This is a genomic window from Halomonas sp. A40-4 (genome assembly GCF_015767635.1).
In the GTDB taxonomy this organism is placed as follows: Bacteria; Pseudomonadota; Gammaproteobacteria; order Pseudomonadales; family Halomonadaceae; genus Vreelandella; species Vreelandella janggokensis.
The window spans coordinates 1,948,388-1,967,757 of the sequence record NZ_CP065230.1 but is presented as its reverse complement, the minus strand read 5'-3'; the positions used below and the strand labels follow the sequence as shown (position 1 = coordinate 1,967,757).

Annotated in this window: 17 protein-coding genes; 14 read left to right on the top strand and 3 right to left on the bottom strand. The window is 56.0% G+C overall.

Features of this window, described 5'->3' with window-relative positions; all coding sequences use genetic code 11:
• The first annotated feature begins 52 nt into the window (after positions 1-52).
• From tolQ to IT895_RS09205, 7 genes are read left to right on the top strand one after another with little or no spacing between them, the layout of a single operon-like run.
• Positions 53-727, top strand: a complete 675-nt coding sequence (gene tolQ, locus IT895_RS09235) for a protein TolQ (RefSeq protein ID WP_233337408.1) — start codon at positions 53-55, stop codon at positions 725-727.
• Positions 728-739: 12 nt separating this feature from the next.
• Positions 740-1,177 (top strand): protein TolR, encoded by a 438-nt coding sequence (gene tolR / locus IT895_RS09230; protein WP_085918544.1) that lies wholly within the window; start codon positions 740-742, stop codon positions 1,175-1,177.
• Between the two features lie 13 nt (positions 1,178-1,190).
• Positions 1,191-2,315, top strand: a complete 1,125-nt coding sequence (gene tolA, locus IT895_RS09225) for a cell envelope integrity protein TolA (protein WP_199285322.1) — start codon at positions 1,191-1,193, stop codon at positions 2,313-2,315.
• Entirely contained in the window at positions 2,315-3,604 is a 1,290-nt protein-coding gene (gene tolB, locus IT895_RS09220) for a Tol-Pal system beta propeller repeat protein TolB (RefSeq protein WP_085918546.1), read from the top strand. The genes tolA and tolB overlap by 1 nt, the downstream gene beginning before the upstream one ends.
• 34 nt (positions 3,605-3,638) lie before the next feature.
• Complete coding sequence (gene pal, locus IT895_RS09215; protein ID WP_085918547.1) at positions 3,639-4,184, top strand: peptidoglycan-associated lipoprotein Pal; 546 nt, start codon at positions 3,639-3,641, stop codon at positions 4,182-4,184.
• Positions 4,185-4,235: 51 nt separating this feature from the next.
• Complete coding sequence (gene ybgF, locus IT895_RS09210; RefSeq protein WP_085918548.1) at positions 4,236-5,027, top strand: tol-pal system protein YbgF; 792 nt, start codon at positions 4,236-4,238, stop codon at positions 5,025-5,027.
• Between the two features lie 27 nt (positions 5,028-5,054).
• Positions 5,055-5,819 (top strand): YciK family oxidoreductase, encoded by a 765-nt coding sequence (locus IT895_RS09205; RefSeq protein ID WP_085918549.1) that lies wholly within the window; start codon positions 5,055-5,057, stop codon positions 5,817-5,819.
• A gap of 14 nt (positions 5,820-5,833) precedes the next feature.
• Here the strand turns inward: IT895_RS09205 and IT895_RS09200 are convergent, their stop codons facing one another.
• Both IT895_RS09200 and ubiG read right to left on the bottom strand, forming a co-directional pair.
• Entirely contained in the window at positions 5,834-6,502 is a 669-nt protein-coding gene (locus tag IT895_RS09200; protein WP_199285321.1) for an HAD-IA family hydrolase, read from the bottom strand.
• Positions 6,502-7,245: a bifunctional 2-polyprenyl-6-hydroxyphenol methylase/3-demethylubiquinol 3-O-methyltransferase UbiG gene (ubiG, locus tag IT895_RS09195; protein ID WP_085918551.1), complete on the bottom strand. Its 744-nt coding sequence runs from the start codon at positions 7,243-7,245 to the stop codon at positions 6,502-6,504. Before ubiG ends, IT895_RS09200 begins: the two co-directional genes overlap by 1 nt.
• A 146-nt stretch (positions 7,246-7,391) precedes the next feature.
• On the opposite strand from ubiG, the gene galU reads away from it, so the two are divergent.
• Genes galU through msrA form a run of 6 tightly spaced genes read left to right on the top strand, consistent with a single transcriptional unit; the run spans position 7,392 to position 17,018 of the window.
• Positions 7,392-8,282: a UTP--glucose-1-phosphate uridylyltransferase GalU gene (gene galU, locus IT895_RS09190; protein ID WP_085918552.1), complete on the top strand. Its 891-nt coding sequence runs from the start codon at positions 7,392-7,394 to the stop codon at positions 8,280-8,282.
• Positions 8,283-8,285: 3 nt separating this feature from the next.
• Positions 8,286-9,578: a nucleotide sugar dehydrogenase gene (locus tag IT895_RS09185; protein ID WP_199285320.1), complete on the top strand. Its 1,293-nt coding sequence runs from the start codon at positions 8,286-8,288 to the stop codon at positions 9,576-9,578.
• Positions 9,579-9,587: 9 nt separating this feature from the next.
• Positions 9,588-10,403 carry a hypothetical protein gene (locus tag IT895_RS09180; RefSeq protein WP_199285319.1) on the top strand — a complete coding sequence of 272 codons (816 nt, stop codon included), beginning with the start codon at positions 9,588-9,590 and terminating at the stop codon, positions 10,401-10,403.
• A 53-nt stretch (positions 10,404-10,456) separates the two neighbouring features.
• A complete protein-coding gene (gene tamA / locus IT895_RS09175; protein WP_199285318.1) occupies positions 10,457-12,313 on the top strand; it encodes an autotransporter assembly complex protein TamA in 1,857 nt (618 codons plus the stop codon).
• 9 nt (positions 12,314-12,322) lie between these two features.
• Positions 12,323-16,369 (top strand): autotransporter assembly complex protein TamB, encoded by a 4,047-nt coding sequence (gene tamB / locus IT895_RS09170; RefSeq protein ID WP_325073202.1) that lies wholly within the window; start codon positions 12,323-12,325, stop codon positions 16,367-16,369.
• Between the two features lie 10 nt (positions 16,370-16,379).
• Positions 16,380-17,018 carry a peptide-methionine (S)-S-oxide reductase MsrA gene (msrA, locus tag IT895_RS09165; protein WP_199285317.1) on the top strand — a complete coding sequence of 213 codons (639 nt, stop codon included), beginning with the start codon at positions 16,380-16,382 and terminating at the stop codon, positions 17,016-17,018.
• A 49-nt stretch (positions 17,019-17,067) separates the two neighbouring features.
• Here the strand turns inward: msrA and can are convergent, their stop codons facing one another.
• Entirely contained in the window at positions 17,068-17,715 is a 648-nt protein-coding gene (gene can / locus IT895_RS09160) for a carbonate dehydratase (RefSeq protein WP_085918558.1), read from the bottom strand.
• A gap of 151 nt (positions 17,716-17,866) precedes the next feature.
• Here can and gorA point away from each other — a divergent pair, with 151 nt between their 5' ends.
• A complete protein-coding gene (gorA, locus tag IT895_RS09155) occupies positions 17,867-19,252 on the top strand; it encodes a glutathione-disulfide reductase (protein WP_199285316.1) in 1,386 nt (461 codons plus the stop codon).
• Positions 19,253-19,370 lie beyond the last annotated feature (118 nt).

Genomic DNA, 19,370 nt, shown 5'->3' with positions numbered 1-19,370 from the left:
CCTAACACCACATTACTGATGATTGATGAGGGCACTTGTGAACGATAATGCCATGTCTATTCCACACCTGATTATGAATGCCAGCGTCGTTGTTCAGCTGGTCATGTTGCTATTAACAGTGGGGTCCATTCTTTCATGGGTGGTGATTTTTCAACGCGGCATTGCCCTGCGCCGTGCGCAAAAAGAATATACCCAGTTTGAAGAAACGTTCTGGTCAGGCGTTGATTTGAATGAGCTTTACCGTGAAATCCCTGCTGACGATCCCCGCCACGGGGCTGAACACATCTTTCAGGCAGGCTTTCGTGAATTCAATCGCCTGATGCCCAAGACCCGTAATACCACAACGGTTCTGGAAGGTGTTCAGCGCAGCATGCGCGTCGCATGGTCACGTGAGGAAGACCGCCTGACCCAGCATCTTGTCTTTCTCGCGACAGTGGCTTCTGCCAGCCCCTATATAGGCCTGTTTGGCACTGTGTGGGGCATCATGGGGTCCTTCCAATCGCTCTCCATGACCCAGCAAGCCACATTGGCAACGGTCGCCCCCTGGATCGCAGAGGCATTGATTGCCACGGCAATGGGCCTTTTCGCCGCGATACCTGCCGTGATTTTCTACAACCGGCTTTCCAACAACGCCAGTCGCTTGTTGGGCAAGTACGAGGATTTCGCTGAAGAGTTCCACGCTATCTTGCACCGCAATCTGCAAGGGCGCGACAGCGCGTCAAGCTAAGGGAGTTGCCCCATGCAAGGACCGTTTAAACGCGGCGGACAGCGTAAGCCTATGGGTGAAATCAACGTTGTCCCCTTTATCGATGTCATGCTGGTGTTGCTGGTCATTTTCATGATTACCGCTCCGATGTTGAATCAGGGAGTGGACGTTGAATTGCCCCAGGTCAGTTCAGAGCCAATAGAAAGTCAGGAAGACAACGACCCGATCATTATTTCCATCGATCGCGAAGGACAGTACTACCTTAGCCTCGGAGACGATTCGACCCAGGTCTCTGCTGATGATATCACTCGCCGGGTTAGCGCTATTATAGAGCAGCAGCCTGACACGCCGGTGATGGTTCGTGGCGACCAGAATGTGGCTTATGGTGAAGTGGTCGTGTTGATGAGTAATCTGCAGCGCTCGGGCGTGGCCAATGTGGGGCTCATTTCTGAGCCACCACAGAATGAGTAAGGACGCACAGGGCATGGCTGTAAAAAAACCTCGTGATCCTCAAGATATTGGCTACCTTTGGCCAGCGGTGTTTGCGATTGCCGTGCACCTGCTGATCGTGTTGTTCTCGTTGGTTGAATGGCCAGATAGTGACGCCGAGCCAGATTCCTCTTCTATTGTACAGGCAACCCTGATCAGCACAGAGGCGTTCACGAACCGGGCCCAGCAGGCCAATGATGAGTCAGCTGCCATGGAGGGGGCTGAGGAAGCTGAGGAGACAATAGAAGAACCCGATACATCAGCCGCCGAAGAGCAGGCCGCTGCCGAACAGGCTGCACAGGAAGCGGCTGAAGCTGCTGCTGCCGAAGAAGCCCTGGAAGCTGCCAGGGCAGAAGCAGAAGCGCAAGCCCAACGCCTCCAGGAGGCAGCCGAAGCTGAAGCCGAACGTGAAAGGGAAGCTGAAGAGCAGCGCCGCCAGGAAGCGGCAGAAGCCGAGGCCGAGCGTCAGCGGGAAGCTGAAGAGCAACGCCGTCAGGAGGCCGCCGAAGAGCAGCGCCGCCAGGAAGAGGCAGAAGCCGAGGCCCAGCGCCAGCGGGAAGCCGAAGAACAGCGCCGCCAGGAAGAGGCAGAAGCCGAGGCCGAGCGTCAGCGGGAAGCCGAAGAGCAACGCCGCCAGGAAGAGGCAGAAGCCGAGGCCGAGCGTCAACGCGAAGCGGAAGAGCAACGCCGTCAGGAAGAGGCAGAAGCCGAGGCCGAGCGTCAACGCGAAGCCGAAGAACAGCGCCTTCAGGAAGAGGCAGAAGCCGCAATGCAGCGACAGTTGGAAGGTGAAGCCCAGGCCGCTGCTGCAGCACAACAAGCCGAGCAAGCCGCCAATAGCTTCCTGACGATTGTTAAGCGCGCCGTCGAGCAGGCATGGATAATTCCGTCAGACGCAAGCGACTCGATGAGTGCTACGCTTGAAGTCAGGTTAGGGCCGTCAGGCGAAGTGCTGACCACGTCGGTGGTATCGTCAAGCGGCGATGGCAACTTTGATCGATCGGCGATGCAGGCAATCGAACATGCAGCACCGTTCGTTGAGCTGCGTGAGCTGCCGGCTGGACAGCAGCGCAATTTACGTCAATTCAATCTGCGATTTACCCCGGGGGATGTTCGCTGATGCACACCATAAGCAAGGTATGGCTATTCTGTCTGTTGCTGGCAATGAGCACAGTTGCTAGCGCCAATTTAACCATCGAAATTACCCGCGGCAGTGATCAGGCGCTACCCATAGGCGTGGTGCCGTTCGAGGGTCCAGAGGGTATGCCCGAAGACGTGGCACAAATCATTCATGACAATCTTGATCGCAGCGGTTTTTTTGATCCCCTGGATCGCGGTTCGATGTTTGAGCAACCCAACGAGGCAGAGGATGTTCAATACAGCACCTGGCGGTCATTGGATGTTCGTTATCTGGTCGTTGGCAGAACCGAACGGACAGACACTGGCTATCGAATCCAATATGACCTGATGGACATCAGCGGCCAGCGGCGCATGATGAGCGAAACCGTGACGGCCAGTGAAAATGATCTGCGTGGTGCCGCGCACTATATCAGCGACCAGATTTTTGAGGAGATTACTGACATTCGCGGTGCTTTCTCGACGCGAATTGCGTATGTCACCGCGCAAGGGGTTGGCGATAACACCGACTATGGCCTGTACGTAGCCGATGCAGACGGGCGCAATAGCCAGCAGATTTTGACGTCCGACCAGCCCATCTTGTCCCCTGCCTGGTCACCGGACGGTGGCAAGCTTGCTTATGTATCTTTCGAGAGTGGACGCCCGGAGATCTATATTCAGGAAGTGAGTAGCGGTAATCGTGCGCGGATTACATCGTTTGAGGGGATTAACGGGGCACCCGCCTGGTCGCCAAATGGCCGCCGGTTGGCCATGTCCTTGTCAAAAGACGGTCAGCCCGATATTTATGTCATGGAAATCGCCGACCGTTCGCTCACTCGCGTTACGGATAGCAACAGTATCGATACCGAACCTGCATGGTCGCCGGATGGTCGCCGTCTGGTGTTCACGTCCGACCGTAGCGGTGGGCCGCAAATTTATCAGCATACGCTCGGTAGCGGTGAAACGGAGCGTATGACTTTCACGGGTAATTATAACGCTCGGGCGCGTTTCTCGCCGGATGGCGAAAACCTGTTTTTGATCCACCGTTCTGACCGTGGTTTTCAAGTCGCACGTCAGGAAATCGACAGTGGTCGCCTGGTCACGTTGAGTGATTCCACTAGTGATGAATCACCCAGTGTTGCACCGAACGGGACCATGGTAATCTTCGCTACCCAACAGGGTAACAACGGGGTGCTGAGTGCCGTTTCTGCCGATGGCCGTTCGTCATTCAGGTTGCCCGCTGCCCAAGGTGATGTGCGTGACCCCGCATGGTCACCGTTTTTAAACAACTGAAATCCATTCATGTTTTCAGGCAAGGAGTCTGATTATGCAACTTAAACCGTTGGCTCGCTCATTGGCAGTCGCGCTTTCTATCGCCGTTATCGCAGGCTGTTCAAGCACCGGCGGCACTCAAGACGGTGATTCATACGGCAGCCAGGATGGCCGCGATGGAAGCGCCAGCAGCACCTCGGGCACCGGAACGAGCGGTCAGTATGGCAGCGCCACATCAGGCGCTGATCGCAGTCAACAGGCCGACTCGCGTATTCCGGATGTCAAAACCATCTATTTCGACTACGATCGCGACACGATTAAAAGCGAATACGAATCTGTCGTGATGGCCCACGCGCGCTATCTGCGTTCAAACCCGGATGTCAACGTCGTCTTGCACGGGCATACCGATGAACGCGGTACCCGTGAATACAACATGGCCCTCGGTGAACGCCGTGCCAACGCCGTCGAGCGCTTTCTGAACATTCAAGGCGTTTCATCCTCGCAAATGAGCGTGGTGAGCTATGGGGAAGAGCGTCCGGCTGAACGTGGTAGCAGCGAGGCTGCATATTCACAAAACCGTCGCGTTGTGTTCAATTATTGATGACCCGCGTGATAATCAACACGCATTAGGATTCGTCATTTTGGAGTCATCATGAATCACAGTCTCAAGCGTTACATTGAGAGGCTGTGCGGTGCGGGAGCCTTAGTGCTCCCGTTATCCGTATTGCCCCTTGCCAGTGTTGCCCAACAGCCCGTTGTCGAAGACCTTTCAGGTTCAGGCGGCGGGTTTTATGAACAAGCCCAGACCCAGGGCGGAGGCTCCAATGGAAGCCTCGTCTTATTCAACACGGTGCAGGAGCACCAGCAGGAAATTCAGCGTCTTCGTGGTGAAATTGAAGAGCTGCGTCACCAATTGGAGCAACTTCGCCGCCAATCACAGCAGCAATACCTTGATATTGAAGACCGCCTGATGAGCATTGGGCAGAGTCAAATCGAGGAATCGACACCCGAGGTGGAGCCTGACGCCGCCGAGGAAGTTGCCAATACTCCCTCACCAAGCGATGTGAGTGAGGATGCGCGGCAGACGTATCAGGACGCCTTCGCACATGTACAGGCGCGCCGTTTCGACGAAGCTATCGCCGCCTTTGAAGCCTTTGTGGAAGCCTATCCCGATACCAGCTTGACCGCCAACGGCCATTACTGGCTGGGTGAGCTGTATGCCGCGGAAGGCGAACTGGATGCCGCCGAGCAAGCGTTCACCCGCGTGATTGACAACTATGATGGTAGCAGCAAGGTGCCGGATGCGTTGTACAAGCTTGGCTTGGTCAAGGCCCGGCAGGGCGAAGCGGAAGAAAGTCGTGCGTTCCTCGAAAAAGTGCAGGATGATTATCCACAAAGCAGTGCGGCGGGGCTGGCCGATGATTTTCTTCGCCAGGGCAGTTGATGGCAAAAGCCGCCAGGAGGGTCTGCGATGACATGTAAAATTGATTATCAGCCAGCGCCCGATTTGCTCCGTGACCGTGTCGTGTTGGTCACTGGCGCAGGTGACGGCATAGGGCGTGCGGCGGCGCTAAGTTACGCCCGCCATGGTGCGACCGTGATCCTGCTTGGCCGCACCATTGCCAAGTTAGAGCGTGTGTACGATGAAATCGAGGCGGACGGAGGCCCTCAACCGGCCATTTTTCCGCTCAATTTTGAGGGCGCCACGCTCAAGGATTTTCACGACATGGCCGACACCCTCGAAAAAGAGTTCGGCTGTCTGGACGGTCTGCTGCACAATGCCGGTCTACTGGGTCGTATTACCCCTTTTGCGCAGTACGATGCCGCACTCTGGGAGCAGGTCATGCAGGTCAATATCAATGGCCCCATCTGGATGACCCAGGCGCTATTGCCGTTGTTGCAACGCTCCCACGATGCCTCGGTCATCTTTACCTCTTCCAGTGTCGGCCGCAAAGGCCGTGCCTACTGGGGGGCCTACGCCGTATCCAAATTTGCCACCGAAGGGTTCGTGGAGGTACTGGCCGACGAATTGGATAGTGAGCCCCACCTGCGCATTAACACCCTTAATCCAGGCGCTACCCGGACGCAAATGCGGCGTAATGCTTATCCTGGTGAAGACCCCGCCAACTTGCGTACCCCCGACGACATTATGCCCACGTACCTGTGGTTGATGGGGCCCGATAGCGCAGGCACCCATGGTCAAAAAATCGATGCCCAACCCCCCAAGCAGACTTGACCTTTGAGGGTTGTTCAAGCGATATCAGGCAGCGCATCGACCAGCTCAGTACACTGCTGATACCAGCAGTGTGCTGGCCACAGACGATAATCATCGCCTTCCGCAATATACCCGTAGCCAACCGCCACCGCCGTCATGCCGGCTGCTCTGGCGGCTTGCATATCTCTGAGATGATCGCCGACATACCAGCAATGCTGTGGTTTGACACCTAATCGCCGAGCGGCCTCGATCAGCGGAGTGGGATCGGGTTTTTTGACGGTCAGATCATCCGCGCAAAGCAGGGCACCCGGCGTCAGCGACAAGGCCTCGAGCAACGGCGTGGTATAGCGACGGGGTTTGTTAGTGACAATCCCCCAGGGGCGTTCCTGGCATTGCCATTCAGCGAGCCATTGATCCAGAGGTGAAAATACCCGGCTGTGAACCGCAACCGAGGCTTCATAGGCGTCCAGCAGAAACTGACGAGCCTCTGCCTGATGAGTAACGCCAAGATCACTGCCCAGCGCCAGGCTCACCAAGGCGTTACCGCCATTTGACACCTGGGTGCGAATCGTGGCGAACGGTAGCGGTGTCAAACCGTGGTGTTGACGCAATGCATTGGTGGCGACAGCTAAGTCCGGCGCGGTATCCACCAGGGTGCCGTCAAGGTCAAACAGCACGGCACGGGGCGATGAGCAGACAGGCATTATGCCTGCACCTTACGGCAATACATCATGTAATTGACCGAGACATCGTTTTCGGTCAACCGATAGCGTCGGGTCAGGGGGTTGTAGGTCAGCCCGATCTGTTCGCGCACTTCCAGACCGCTATGCCGATTCCAACTCGCCATTTCCGAGGGGCGGATGAATTTCGCATAGTCGTGCGTTCCCCGAGGCAGTAGCTTCAGCACGTACTCGGCACCGAGAATGGCAAAGGCGTAGGACTTCGGCGTGCGGTTAAGGGTAGAGAAAAACACATAGCCACCCTGTCTCACCAAGGCCGCACAAGCATGCACGACCGACGCCGGGTCAGGAACATGCTCCAACATTTCCATGCAGGTGACGACGTCATACTGGCCTGGCTGTTCATCCGCCAGTGCTTCCACGCTGATGTTGCGGTAATCAATCGTCACGCCTTGCTCTTCAGCATGCAGGCGGGCAACGCCCAAGGGTGCTTCACCCAGGTCAATACCGGTCACCTTTGCACCACGGCGGGCCATGGCTTCGCTTAAAATACCGCCGCCGCAGCCAACATCCAGCACTTTCTTGCCCGCTAATCCTGCCCTGGCATCGATAAAGTCGAGTCGTAAGGGATTTATATCGTGCAGGGGTTTAAATTCACTCTGCGGGTCCCACCAGCGACTGGCAAGTGCTTCAAATTTCGCCACTTCGGCGTTATCAACATTGCCTTGGTATTGGTGAGCAATGCTATCCTTTGGTGTCGCTGACATGTTTTGACTCCATCAACATTGAGCAAGCATGGGAAAGACCGTGGCCTGATACTTGCAGTGTAACGGCGAACTGGAAACCCAACGCGCGTTCAGTATGATAGGCATTCTAACCACTCCTGAGCCGGAACGCATGAAAAGGACCTCTTATGATTCGTAAGGCTGTATTGCCTGTTGCGGGATTCGGTACCCGCTGCCTGCCCGCTTCCAAAGCCATTCCCAAGGAAATGATCACCATTGTGGATCGGCCAGTCATTCAATACGTGGTCGAGGAGGCAATTGCCGCAGGTATTCGCGATATCGTGTTTGTCACCAGCAGTAATAAGGGCGCCATCGAAAACCATTTCGACACCCATGCTGAATTAGAGGCGAGCCTGGAAGCAAAGGGGAAGCATGATCTGTTGGCCTCGCTCAGGGAAATGGTGCCTGATGACGTCAATATCATCAGTATACGCCAGGGTGAGCCCTTGGGACTGGGACATGCCATACTTTGCGCACAGCCAGTTATTGGCGACGATGAACCCTTTGCCGTGCTATTGCCGGATGTGTTGGTGGACAACAGCGACACCCCGCGCAGCGATCTGCAAGGAATGCTCGAGGCTTACGACCAGCAGGGTACCGCTCAGCTGATGGTCGAGGAAGTCAAGTGGGAGCTTGTGGAAAAATACGGCATTGTTGCCCCCGCAGGTGATGTGCCGGCTCCCGCCAGCTCTGCCGACCTGGTTGGCATGGTTGAGAAGCCGGCGCGTGACCAGGCTCCCTCGAATCTGGCGGTCATCGGCCGCTATGCCTTGCCCGCCGCGATTTTTCCTATTCTTGCCAAGACGCCACCCGGCGCTGGTGGGGAAATTCAGCTCACCGATGCCATTGAAACGCTTCGTGAGCAGCAGGGCGTTCAGGCCTATCGTATGCAAGGGACGACGTACGATTGCGGACAACCACTGGGATACCTGGAGGCAACGCTGGCCTATGCACGCAGGCACCCTGACTTGGGTGATGAGTTTAAAGCATTGCTCGCGCGCTACCATCAGGGAGCCTAATCGATGCGGGTGCTCCTGTACGGTAGTGAATTAAGCACCGCAACCGCGGTGGCGGCCTTGTCCTCTGTGGGCCATGTGGTGGCATGGCTTCCCCATGGAGATACACCGTGGTCGACGCTACTCAACGAGGATTGGCTACGCCGCGAACCACAACTCGTTGAGCAGATACAGCAAGCTCTGGAGAGTGGCGCTTTAACGGTTATCGCCCAGCCGGAAACGCATCTGGCTGTCGATGTGCTGTGGTTAGCACTCTCACCATCACAGCGCGAGTCGGCAGCCGCTTTGCTGCAGCACCCCGCGCTGAGATGGCAGACCGATAGCATACTGGTCAATAACTCGACCTTCCCGGTCGGTGATACCGAACGGTTACAGCGCCTGACAGGGGAGTGCGCTGTGGGCGTTGCCTTGCCAGATACGCTGGAAGAAGGGCGAGCCTGGGCGTCGTTTACACGCCCTGGCCGTTGGCTATTGGGTTGTGATGATCAACTGGCCGAGCAAAAGCTAAGAGAGTTACTGAGAGCCTTCAATCGACGCCGTGATGCTTTTCAGGTGATGCCCACGCGTGCCGCTGAGTTAACCAAGCTGGCCATTAACGGCATGTTGGCGACGCGCATCAGCTACATGAACGAAATTGCGGGGCTGGCAGATACCCTGGGCGTTGATGTCGAGCATGTAAGGCAGGGAATGGGGGCCGATTCACGTATCGGGTATGAATACCTTTATCCAGGCTGTGGGTTTGGCGGGCCAAGCTTCTCGCGGGATTTGATGAGGCTTGCCGACGTGCAGGTCGCCAGCGGGCGACAGTCTGCATTGCTTGAACACGTGCTGGATATCAATGAACAGAAGAAAGAGACATTATTCAGAAAGCTATGGTCCTACTACGGCGGCGCGCTTGAAGGGAAGACGATTGCCATCTGGGGAGCCGCTTTTAAGCCAGGCACAGCACGTATTGATCATGCGCCGGTACTGACGTTATTGAACGCCCTCTGGGCGCAAGGGGTTCACGTCAAGCTTCACGACCCTGCGGCCACGCCTGCATTAATGGCGGCCGTTGGCCCAAGGAATGATTTGGTTACCTTTGTCGATAACCCGTACGATGCCTGTGAAGATGCCGATGCGTTAATGTTGGTAACAGAATGGAAAATCTACTGGAATCCAGACTGGAAACACTTGGCTTCACAGCTTGGCGATAAGCTGATACTGGACGGCCGAAATATTTATGATCCTGAATTTGTGGCCAGCTGTGGGTTACAGTATCGAGGAATAGGTCGGCGCGCCGATCCAACGTCGTTGTGAGGAAACTGCATGTCCGATAGAGCCCCATCTTCGCGCATTGTACCGGATGCCGATCAGAGTATTGCATCGCAGCATGTCAAGCATCGTAAGGGGCCTTCGCTATGGCCGCTTTGGCTGTGCATGTTTTTGTTGATTGGCCTGTTGGTGGCGGCCGCGATTGGTCTGTACCTCGAGCGCGAGCGGCTTCAGAAGGAGTTGCAGCGGGTCAGTGGTGAGGTATCGAACATGCACGCTAGACTAGACTCGGGTGACAGTGATGTACAAGATACGTTAACCTTTGTCCAAGCTCAGATGAGTACCTTGTTCCAAGAGCAGGAACAATTGTCGATAGCGCTAACGGATACTCGTAATGAGCTTTACGACGTACTTACCGAAAATGAAAGCACTGTTGCCAGTGACACCATTGATCCATTGCTTGAGCGACTGGAGGAACAGCGCGAGCGAGCGGCTCTTCGCGATAGCCAGCTTGCCGCCATACACACGTCGCTGGATGCGTTGGAAGAAGCTGGGACATCGGGGCGTAGATCGTTAACCGAGGAAATCGCTCATGTAGAGGCTCAAAGCCGCGAAGAGTTGGAAGCGTTGGAGACGTCAGTGGCCGCTTTGGCGAACGATATTGACGAACGCCTCAGTGCCCGCGACGCCGAGCGACAAGAGAAATGGTCACGCTTTGAAGCATCGCTAAGTGAGCTAGAGAGTGCAAAGAGCGACAACGAAACACTAGAGAGTCGATTGTCACAGCGACTGGATGAACTCGAAAACGATTTACGCCAGGTTCGCCAAGCGCAACTGGCATTCAGTGCACAACTTGAAATGTTGCGTTAATTGACACGACCTGCTGAAAGGCAGCACGCCGATGATTAGGTTAGGGAAAATGTATGGGAAGACAACGGCAGTGGCTTTCAGCAGCGGTCATCGCACACTTGGTAACATTGCCGCTGGGGATGGCTGCACCCGCCGTATGGGCACTGAGCGCGACGCTTGAAGGTGTGGAAGATGAGGTAGAGGGCAATATTCGCGCCTATCTGCAGAATCTCGAAGGAGACGAGTACACCGAAAGCCGTCTGGTGGGTGAAATCCGCCAACGCACCCAGGAAGCGATGCGCGTTTACGGTTATTATGAACCCGATATTTCCATCGACTTACCAGCGGAGGGTAATCCACACCTGACCATTGAGCCAGGCCCCCAGGTCACCATCGAAACACTGGATATCAACATACTCGGTGACGCCGCTCAGGATGAGCCATTCAATGAGGCGTTGGCGGGATTCCCCTTGAAAGTGGGAGATACCCTGCGCCACGCGCCCTGGGATCGACTGCGGGGTGAGTTTTCCGGTTTGGCGATTGAACGAGGCTACTTCGACTGGGGATTTACTGAGCGTCGAATGGAAGTTCGCCCCTACTTGCAAAGTGCCCGGCTGTATATGGATTTTGACAGTGGCCCGCGTTACCGGTTTGGCAAGACGATGATCACTGGGAGCCACATTCAACCCGAACGTCTGCAGCAGATGCGCACGTACCAGGTGAATGAACCTTATTTGGCTGAATCCCTTGCGCGTTTTAACCAACGTCTTGCCGAGACCGGATGGTTTAGCTCAGTATCCGTCAAGCCACGCCTGGAAACTGCCCAAGAACTGACACTCGCCCCACCTGGTGGTGGTGACCCATGGTGGGTATCGGCAACCGAATCGCAGCCTGAGCGGCCAAGGATTACCAGTGCCGCACTTGTCAGCGCGTTGAGCACGCAACAAACCGACGACACAGCCCTGCCCATCGATGTCAGTGTAGAGCCTGCCAATCGGCACCAGTTTGAAACAGGCATAGGCTTCGCCACTGACGTAGGCGCACGGTTACGGTTCGGCTGGGACCAGCCATGGATCAACCGCTATGGCCATAGCCTGGATCACGATCTCTACCTGTCAGCGCCTGAGCAGCGCTTTACCGGCGTCTACGACGTTCCCCTCGAAGACCCGCTGCGTGATAGCTATCGCCTTCAATACGGTGTCCGCAACGTCGATGACAGCGATACCGACTCGCTGGAAGGTACCGTTGAAATCGCTCGGCGCTGGGAGTTCGACAATGACTGGGTACAGTCGCTGTACTTTCGAACGACCTATGAGGATTTCAACCAAGGGGGGGAGGCCGATCAAGTGTGGTTATTCTACCCCGGCATTCAATGGTCACGTACGCGCACCAGGCCACAGCGCTTTCCTCTGTGGGGGGACCGCCAGCAGTTTTCGGTGGAGTACTCTGATCCGGTCTGGGGATCGGACGCCCAGTTTTTACGCCTAACGGGTGACACCGAATGGATTCGCACCTACGGCGATGATAACCGCTTTTTGGCACGCGTCAGTGTCGGGGCCATCGAGACCCAAAATTTCGATAAGATTCCCCCGTCCCTGCGGTTCTTTGTCGGCGGCGATCGCAGCGTACGCGGTTATTCCTACGAAGGACTCTCGCCCCGTAACGATGAAGGCAAACTGCGTGGTGGCCAGCAAAAACTTACCTCCAGCCTCGAGTACCAGCGCCGCGTGACCGGTGCATGGTGGGGAGCCGCCTTTATCGATGCCGGGGATGCCTTTGACAACTGGGGCCCCGCTGATCTGAAAAAAAGCGCGGGCTTAGGAGTTAGGTGGGTGTCCCCGGTTGGCCCTATTCGCTTGGACGTGGCGCATCCTTTTGACGACGCCGACGATAACTGGCGTTTGCACTTTTCGATTGGACCCGAATTCTAGGAGAGCGATGTGTCTCAAGCTAAGCAAACGCCTGCGACTGGTCGCCGAGCGTTATCACGTCGCTACCGCCTGTGGTTACTGTGCTGGAGTATGCTGCGGCTGGTGTTGCTATTCCCACTATGGCTGTTTGGCGCCATAGCGCTATTGTTGGGGGTCGCGCTGTCACCGTGGGGAACCGGCGTATTGCTATCCCAGGGCCAGGATCGCGGCTGGTTCAGCGTCGAAGAACACGTGGGCGGTGTACTCGATGAGTTCCGGCTTAGCGGTTTCCGGCTTGACGCCCCAGGCGCAGAGGTTCGGATTGACGAGCTTGAGCTTGCATGGGCGGATGACTGTGTCCTGTCCGGCAAGCTGTGCCTGGATACGCTACGCCTGGAAGGCGTTGATATTCGCCTGTCTGGCGGCGGCGGTGATGAAGAAGCCCCCGCAGAGGCGGCAGGTTCAGAGGGCACGTCTCCATTCCGTTTTCCCTTTCCCGTCGAGCTCAGGGAACTGGTGCTGGATGATGTCGCCCTGCAACTACCTGATGGGACCCGGTTCGCTTGGACCTCTTTTCGCACCTCGTTAAGTGCAAGCGCCGGACAGGTTGATATTGCCCCGACGCACTGGGAAAACCCACGGCTTTATTTGCCGCCGTCAGTGGGGGCACGCCTGGCGCCAGCAGAGGGTGAAATAGGGTTAACCGCTGCGGCTATTGATGCCTCGATCGCGTTACAAAATCCACCTGCAGAAACGACTGGCGCGACCACTGAGTCCGTAGCCTCAGATCGCTCTCCCATCGAATTGCCCGAGGTTCGTCTGCCTGTCGATATTCACCTCGCTACGCTGACGGTTAATGATATCGAGGTGGCGGGTCGCTTCAGCTATCTCGTCGAACGATTAAGTCTCGGGGTTGGAGCCCAGGGTAATGACATTGTAATCGAACACTTCGCGGTGTCGTCTGCCGATGCAACGTTTAACCTGGCGGGTAATGTTGCACTGCGTGACGACTATCCGCTGGAATTACGGGCTGAAACCACACTGTTTCTGGAGGAACCGTTACCGGCACTGAAGGGTCAGGCATTCACACTGGATCTGTCGGGAAATCTAAGCGACTTGACGGCACAGTTTGACGCGGAAGGGGCCATTAACGCGTCATTGGAAGGCCAGGTGAATGCCCTGGACCCGGTGCTCCCCTTTAAGGCGCACCTGCAAAGTAATGAGCTGACATGGCCGCTGCCGGCCAATGCGGCGATTGACGAAAATCCTCAAGAAACCTCTTCAAGTGAGGGGTTTGTCATCAATGATATGGACCTGGAGGCCAGCGGTAACCTCGACGCTTATCAACTACAGCTGGGTTTGAAGGCTCAGGGCCCTGGATTGCCCGAAACCGACATCACGGTGAACGGAAAAGGCGATACGGCACATTTCATCTGGCAGCCATTGACGCTCGTCGCAGGCGATAGTCAACTGACAAGCGAAGGCCGTGTCGACTGGACGTCGCCGCTGACGGTTAATGCCCGGGTTGGGCTCGAGCAATTTGATCCCGCCTTGTTTATTGACCAGTTAGAAGGCGATATCGACGGCGAACTCGCTTTCACCGTTCGTCAGCAGGACACACGTTGGTTGGTTGATGTGCCGAATTTAAGCTTGAGCGGTGACCTGCGTGACTACCCACTGCAGCTTGATGCTGCCTTTGATGCCAACAGTGACTTGCAGGCCAACATTGAGCGTTTGAGCTTTCGTCAGGGTGAGAATCGCTTGTCGGCGAGCGGTTCGGTTCAGCCTGACGCGCTTGCCGTGGACGCCGATATTGATCTGCGCGAGCTGCAAACGCTTTCCCCTGATCTTGCTGGTACGATCCGCGGCGACATTGAAGCTCGGGGTAGCCTGGAGCAACCCCAGCTTCAAGCGACGCTCAACGGCGACGTGCTGCGGTTTGCCCAAAACCGCATTGAACAGTTGCGCCTGAACGCTAATGTGGAAGGGCTGGAAGATCCACAACTGGATGTTTCATTGGCACTCGAGAATCTGGTTGCCGGCGGTCAGTCGCTGGCTGCAGCGAATCTAATGCTGGATGGACGCCTGTCATCGCATCAACTGGAGATCAATGTGGATGGTCAGCCGAACGGCGCCTTGGAACGCGCCTTGATCAGCCTCAGTGGTCAGTTCGACCAGGCTGCTCAGCGCTACAAGGCGCGTCTGACACCGCTGGAAATTGACACCGAGGCAGGCGATATTCGACTGGAAGATCCGCTTGAGATCGTTTTCAATCTCGCCAGCAGTGAGGCCCGTTTGACGCCGTTTTGCCTGGTTCGCGAGCAGGGTGGCCGGGTATGCGCTGACCAACCGACGGTCGCATCGCCTGACCAGGGGCAAGCGGCGCTTAGCGTGCGTGATATTCCTATCGAAGCGCTGGAACCCTGGTTACCCGAAGCATGGCAGGTCGATGGTGATACAACCGCGGACCTGGCCGCCCAATGGAGCCAGGGAGGCCAGCGTTGGCAAGCCGATGTCGAGGTGCTAGGCGAACTGGCAGTCACGGCGGTTAATGATTATGGCCAGCCCGTTGAGCTGCCGCGTATCTCATTGGATACTCAGGTATCCGCCACACAGGCCGAGGCGGATGGCAGGGTGCTGCTATCGCTTGAAGAGGCGGGGGATATCGAACTTGCGCTATCGGTCTTGGACCCACTCGGCGCGGGGGAGCTGTCCGGCTCGCTTGAAGCCAATGGCGTATCACTGGCTCCGTATCGGCCCATGGTGGTATCCCTTGAGCAGCTTGCGGGGGATTTGAATGGCCGCATCGATATTTCTGGCACCACCACTCAGCCGGACTTGCAGGGCGAGCTTGCGCTGCTTGGCATCCAGGTAAATGGCCCCGATATTCCTGTCGATGTACAAGATGGCGAGGTGAACATAACGTTCGAGGGCGAAGAAGGGACGATTGATGGGTTCCTGGCAGCCGAGCGAGGCCAGCTTGATATTGACGGGAATGCCAACTGGCCAGCGGATGATGACTGGCGAGTGGGCGTAGACCTCAACGCAACCCAATCACCCATACTGGTGGTATTACCGCAGTTTGGGCGATTGGAAGCCGCCCCGGATATTCGTATCCGGGTCACTCCCGAGCGACTGCAAGTCCGCGGCAATGTTGACTTGCCATGGGCACGGCTAGAAGTGGGAGACCTGCCGTCGTCTGCCATCTCACCCAGCCCCGATGAAGTGATTATTACCGAGCGCCAGGATAGGCAGGCGGCCCAGGAGGCACGCCGCCAGGCAGAACGTGGAGAAGACGGCCCCAGTGCGGCGGATGAGCTGGCCAGTGATGGCATGGAGCTGGATGTGTTAATTACCCTGACGTTAGGTCGCGACATGATGATTTCAGCTTATGGGCTGGAATCTCGGCTGGGAGGTACATTAGAAGTTCGTCAGGATAGCGGTTCGCTACAACTATTTGGCGAGGTCAACCTGATCGACGGACGCTTCCAGGCATTTGGCCAGGACCTGCTCATTCGCCGCGGCCAACTGCTGTTCAGTGGCCCACCTGGGCTGCCCATTCTCGACTTTGAGGCCATACGCAACCCGGATGTGACCCAAGACGATGTCATTGCCGGCCTTCGTGTAACGGGTAATGCTGAACAGCCTAATATTGCCATTTTTTCCGAGCCCCCCATGAATGAGAGCCGTGCGCTTTCCTACGTGTTGAGAGGGCGAGCTCCGGAGGCTTCAGGCGGTGGTGTCGACAGCGCTTTAACAACCGCGCTGATTGGCATGTCGTTGGGTCGCACGGGTGGGGCGGTTGGCTCTATTGGCGAGGCCTTTGGCATCGACGATTTGACGCTGGATACGGCAGGTTCCGGTGAAGATAGCCAGGTGGCATTGAGTGGACAACTGACTGACGATATCCGGATAAGCTACGGGGTGGGAATTTTTTCACCCATTGCAGAACTAACGTTACGCTACACTTTGTGGCGCAACCTTTATGTACAGGCGGTTTCCGGGGCCAATCAGGCAGTCGATCTGATCTACACCTTCAGTCGTTCTGGTAACCCAACTATTTTCGATCAGCAATGAGGTAAGCAGCATGTCTATATTTGACACCCATAATGCCACTCGCCAGGCGGAGCTCGCTCTGCCGGGTCGCGAGACACCCATTGCGACCAGTGATCACCATGCCGTTAACGGCCACCCTCTGCACCCGCCTTTTCCTTCAGAGACTGAGGAACTGGTTGTGGGCATGGGCTGTTTCTGGGGCGTGGAGCGTCTTTTCTGGGATTTGCCGGGGGTCTATGTGACGGCGGCAGGTTATGCCGGGGGGCAAACACCCAACCCGACTTATGAAGAAACCTGCACGGGGCGTACCGGCCATACCGAGGCCGTACGAATTATTTACGACCCGAGCCAGGTCTCACTGGCAACATTGCTGAATGTTTTCTGGGAGCAGCACGACCCTACCCAGAAAAACCGCCAGGGTAATGATGTTGGCTCTCAGTATCGCTCAGCGATTTACACGACGACAACGGCGCAGCATCAGGCAGCCGAGGAAAGTGCCAAGGTATTCCAGGAGGCGCTTCACGCCGCTGGAAAAGGCGATATCACCACTGAAATCAAGCCATTGGACGTTTTTTATTATGCTGAGGCGTATCATCAGCAATATCTATACAAAAACCCCAATGGCTATTGTGGCATCAAGGGTACGGGTGTCAGCTGCCCTATCGGATAACCTGCTGGATGTTACTGTCGCCCGCGCAGAACCCGCGGGCGAGAGGCAGTCAATCATCGGTCTGAAGACGGTCAATGCGGTATAACGTTTCGACTTGTTCAAGGCCGTTGATGGTGCAATTGAGGTCTTTTACGTGTCCATCGCTCAAGCCATAGACCCAACCATGAACCGAAATCTGCTGCCCACGCTGCCAGGCACGTTGAAGGATCTTGGTGCGACACAGGCTATTGACTTGCGCTTTTACATTCAGCTCACACATGCGGTCAATTTGCTCGTCAAGCGGGAGATGTTCAAGCGAACGACGATGTTGATTGTATTGCTCGCGAACCGAGTGTAGCCAATAGTCGACGACGCCGCATTCGCCACCCATTACCGCTGCCTTGATTCCCCCGCAGCCGTAATGCCCAACCACCATGATATGGCTGACCTTGAGCACATCCACAGCAAATTGCACCACTGAAAGTGCATTCATATCGGTATGATGCAGCAGGTTGGCGACGTTGCGATGGACAAATACCTCGCCAGGGGGCAAAGCAATGATCTGATTGGCGGGCACCCGGCTGTCGGAACAGCCAATCCAGAGATAATCAGGATTTTGCTGCTCGGAGAGTCGTTTAAAGTAATCAGGGTCTTCGTCGCACATGCGCTTCGCCCAGGCGCGATTGTTCTCTAGTAACGTCTCAATAGGGTCAGACATTGGGTCTCCGATTACTTAATTTTTTCATCATTACGTCCGGCATGCTCATCGTTAATAATGGCAGCCATCACGTACATTAATCAGAGGAAGGTTTTAACCTTCTCTCGACAGCGGGTCAACATTCGCCGTGTTGACGATATAGGAGTTTGAAATGTCAGAGGTTGCAGGTTACGACTACGATTTATTGGTGATTGGCGCCGGGTCCGGCGGCGTGCGGGCTGCACGCATGTCCGCTGCCAAGGGGGCCAGCGTCGCCATTGTAGAGGATCTCTATCTAGGCGGCACCTGCGTCAACGTGGGGTGCGTGCCTAAAAAACTTTATGCCTATGCGTCCCATTTCCATAGCGCGTTCGATGATGCCAGTGGTTTCGGTTGGCAACTGCCTGGCGAGGCGCGTTTTGAATGGGCGACGCTAAGGGACAATAAAACCAGCGAGATCAAACGACTCAATGGCATCTATCAGCGTTTGCTTGAGACCGCAGGCGTCAACCTCTATAACGGCCGAGCCCGCCTGAACAGTGAGCACTCGGTCGTGATTACCGATCAGCAGGGCGACGAGCAGCATGTGACGGCCGAGCGTATCCTTCTGGCTACCGGCGGCTGGCCTTGGGTACCGACGTTCCCTGGCAATGAGCATGCCCTGACTTCCAACCAGATTTTTGATCTTGAACGTCTGCCGGAGCGGTTCCTGGTGCTAGGCGGTGGCTATATTGCCGTTGAGTTTGCCAGTATTTTTAATGGGCTAGGCAGCGAATCGCATCTGATCTACCGCGGCAACCTATTCCTGAAAGGCTTTGATAACGAGGTGCGTGAGTTCACGCGTCAGGAAATGGACCGCCAAGGTGTCCATCTCCATTTTGATACCAATATCGAGACAATCGAGAAAACTGACACTGGCTACCAGGTTGCGCTCAGCAATGGGGATACTCTTGAAGTGGATGCCGTTCTGGCTGCGACAGGGCGCCGTGCCAACGTGTCCGGACTGGGCCTGGAATCGGTAGACCTTTCGCTAAATGAGCAGGGCAAGCTATCGGTCAATGAACGCTTTGAAACTGAGGTCCCGTCAATTCTTGCCCTTGGGGACCTGATTGATACGCCCGAGCTGACCCCGGTCGCCATTGCGGAAGCCATGCAATTAGCTGACCACCACTTCGGTGGCCCGGCGCCTGCTCCCCTGGACTACACCCGCGTGCCAACGGCCGTTTTCTGCCACCCCAACATTGGCACGGTCGGCCTTTCGGAAGAAGCTGCACGGGAGCAATTTGGCGCCATCCGCGTTTATCGCACTGACTTTCGAGCCATGAAGCATACGCTGTCAGGCAGCCAGGAACGCACCCTGATGAAGCTCGTGGTGGATGATGCGACCGATGTGGTTGTCGGTGCCCACATGGTCGGTGACGACGCGGGGGAAGTCATCCAGGGAATTGCCATTGCAGTGCGCGCAGGATTAACCAAAAGAGACTTTGATAATACGGTCGGGATTCATCCCACCGGCGCTGAAGAATTTGTCACGATGCGTACGCCTTCCCGGAGATAGTGGCGCTTCAATATGCCCTGGGCAGCCACCGTCTTTAAGCTAAACTCATCATAGGCAGTAGAGGGGTAACGGCATCCAGTTCGCCAAGGACAGGCTTCTCGTATAATAAATAATTATC

Bases quoted from the DNA above. Each gene is read 5' to 3' on its own strand.
- IT895_RS09205 (WP_085918549.1), top strand. From the start codon at position 5,055: ATGACATGTAAAATTGATTATCAGCCAGCGCCCGATTTGCTCCGTGAC.
- IT895_RS09185 (WP_199285320.1), top strand. From the start codon at position 8,286: ATGCGGGTGCTCCTGTACGGTAGTGAATTAAGCACCGCAACCGCGGTG.
- tolR (WP_085918544.1), top strand. From the start codon at position 740: ATGCAAGGACCGTTTAAACGCGGCGGACAGCGTAAGCCTATGGGTGAA.
- ubiG (WP_085918551.1), bottom strand. From the start codon at position 7,245: ATGTCAGCGACACCAAAGGATAGCATTGCTCACCAATACCAAGGCAAT.
- tamA (WP_199285318.1), top strand. From the start codon at position 10,457: ATGGGAAGACAACGGCAGTGGCTTTCAGCAGCGGTCATCGCACACTTG.
- galU (WP_085918552.1), top strand. From the start codon at position 7,392: ATGATTCGTAAGGCTGTATTGCCTGTTGCGGGATTCGGTACCCGCTGC.
- gorA (WP_199285316.1), top strand. From the start codon at position 17,867: ATGTCAGAGGTTGCAGGTTACGACTACGATTTATTGGTGATTGGCGCC.
- tolA (WP_199285322.1), top strand. From the start codon at position 1,191: ATGGCTGTAAAAAAACCTCGTGATCCTCAAGATATTGGCTACCTTTGG.
- IT895_RS09200 (WP_199285321.1), bottom strand. From the start codon at position 6,502: ATGCCTGTCTGCTCATCGCCCCGTGCCGTGCTGTTTGACCTTGACGGC.
- tolQ (WP_233337408.1), top strand. From the start codon at position 53: ATGTCTATTCCACACCTGATTATGAATGCCAGCGTCGTTGTTCAGCTG.
- can (WP_085918558.1), bottom strand. From the start codon at position 17,715: ATGTCTGACCCTATTGAGACGTTACTAGAGAACAATCGCGCCTGGGCG.
- ybgF (WP_085918548.1), top strand. From the start codon at position 4,236: ATGAATCACAGTCTCAAGCGTTACATTGAGAGGCTGTGCGGTGCGGGA.
- msrA (WP_199285317.1), top strand. From the start codon at position 16,380: ATGTCTATATTTGACACCCATAATGCCACTCGCCAGGCGGAGCTCGCT.
- IT895_RS09180 (WP_199285319.1), top strand. From the start codon at position 9,588: ATGTCCGATAGAGCCCCATCTTCGCGCATTGTACCGGATGCCGATCAG.
- pal (WP_085918547.1), top strand. From the start codon at position 3,639: ATGCAACTTAAACCGTTGGCTCGCTCATTGGCAGTCGCGCTTTCTATC.
- tolB (WP_085918546.1), top strand. From the start codon at position 2,315: ATGCACACCATAAGCAAGGTATGGCTATTCTGTCTGTTGCTGGCAATG.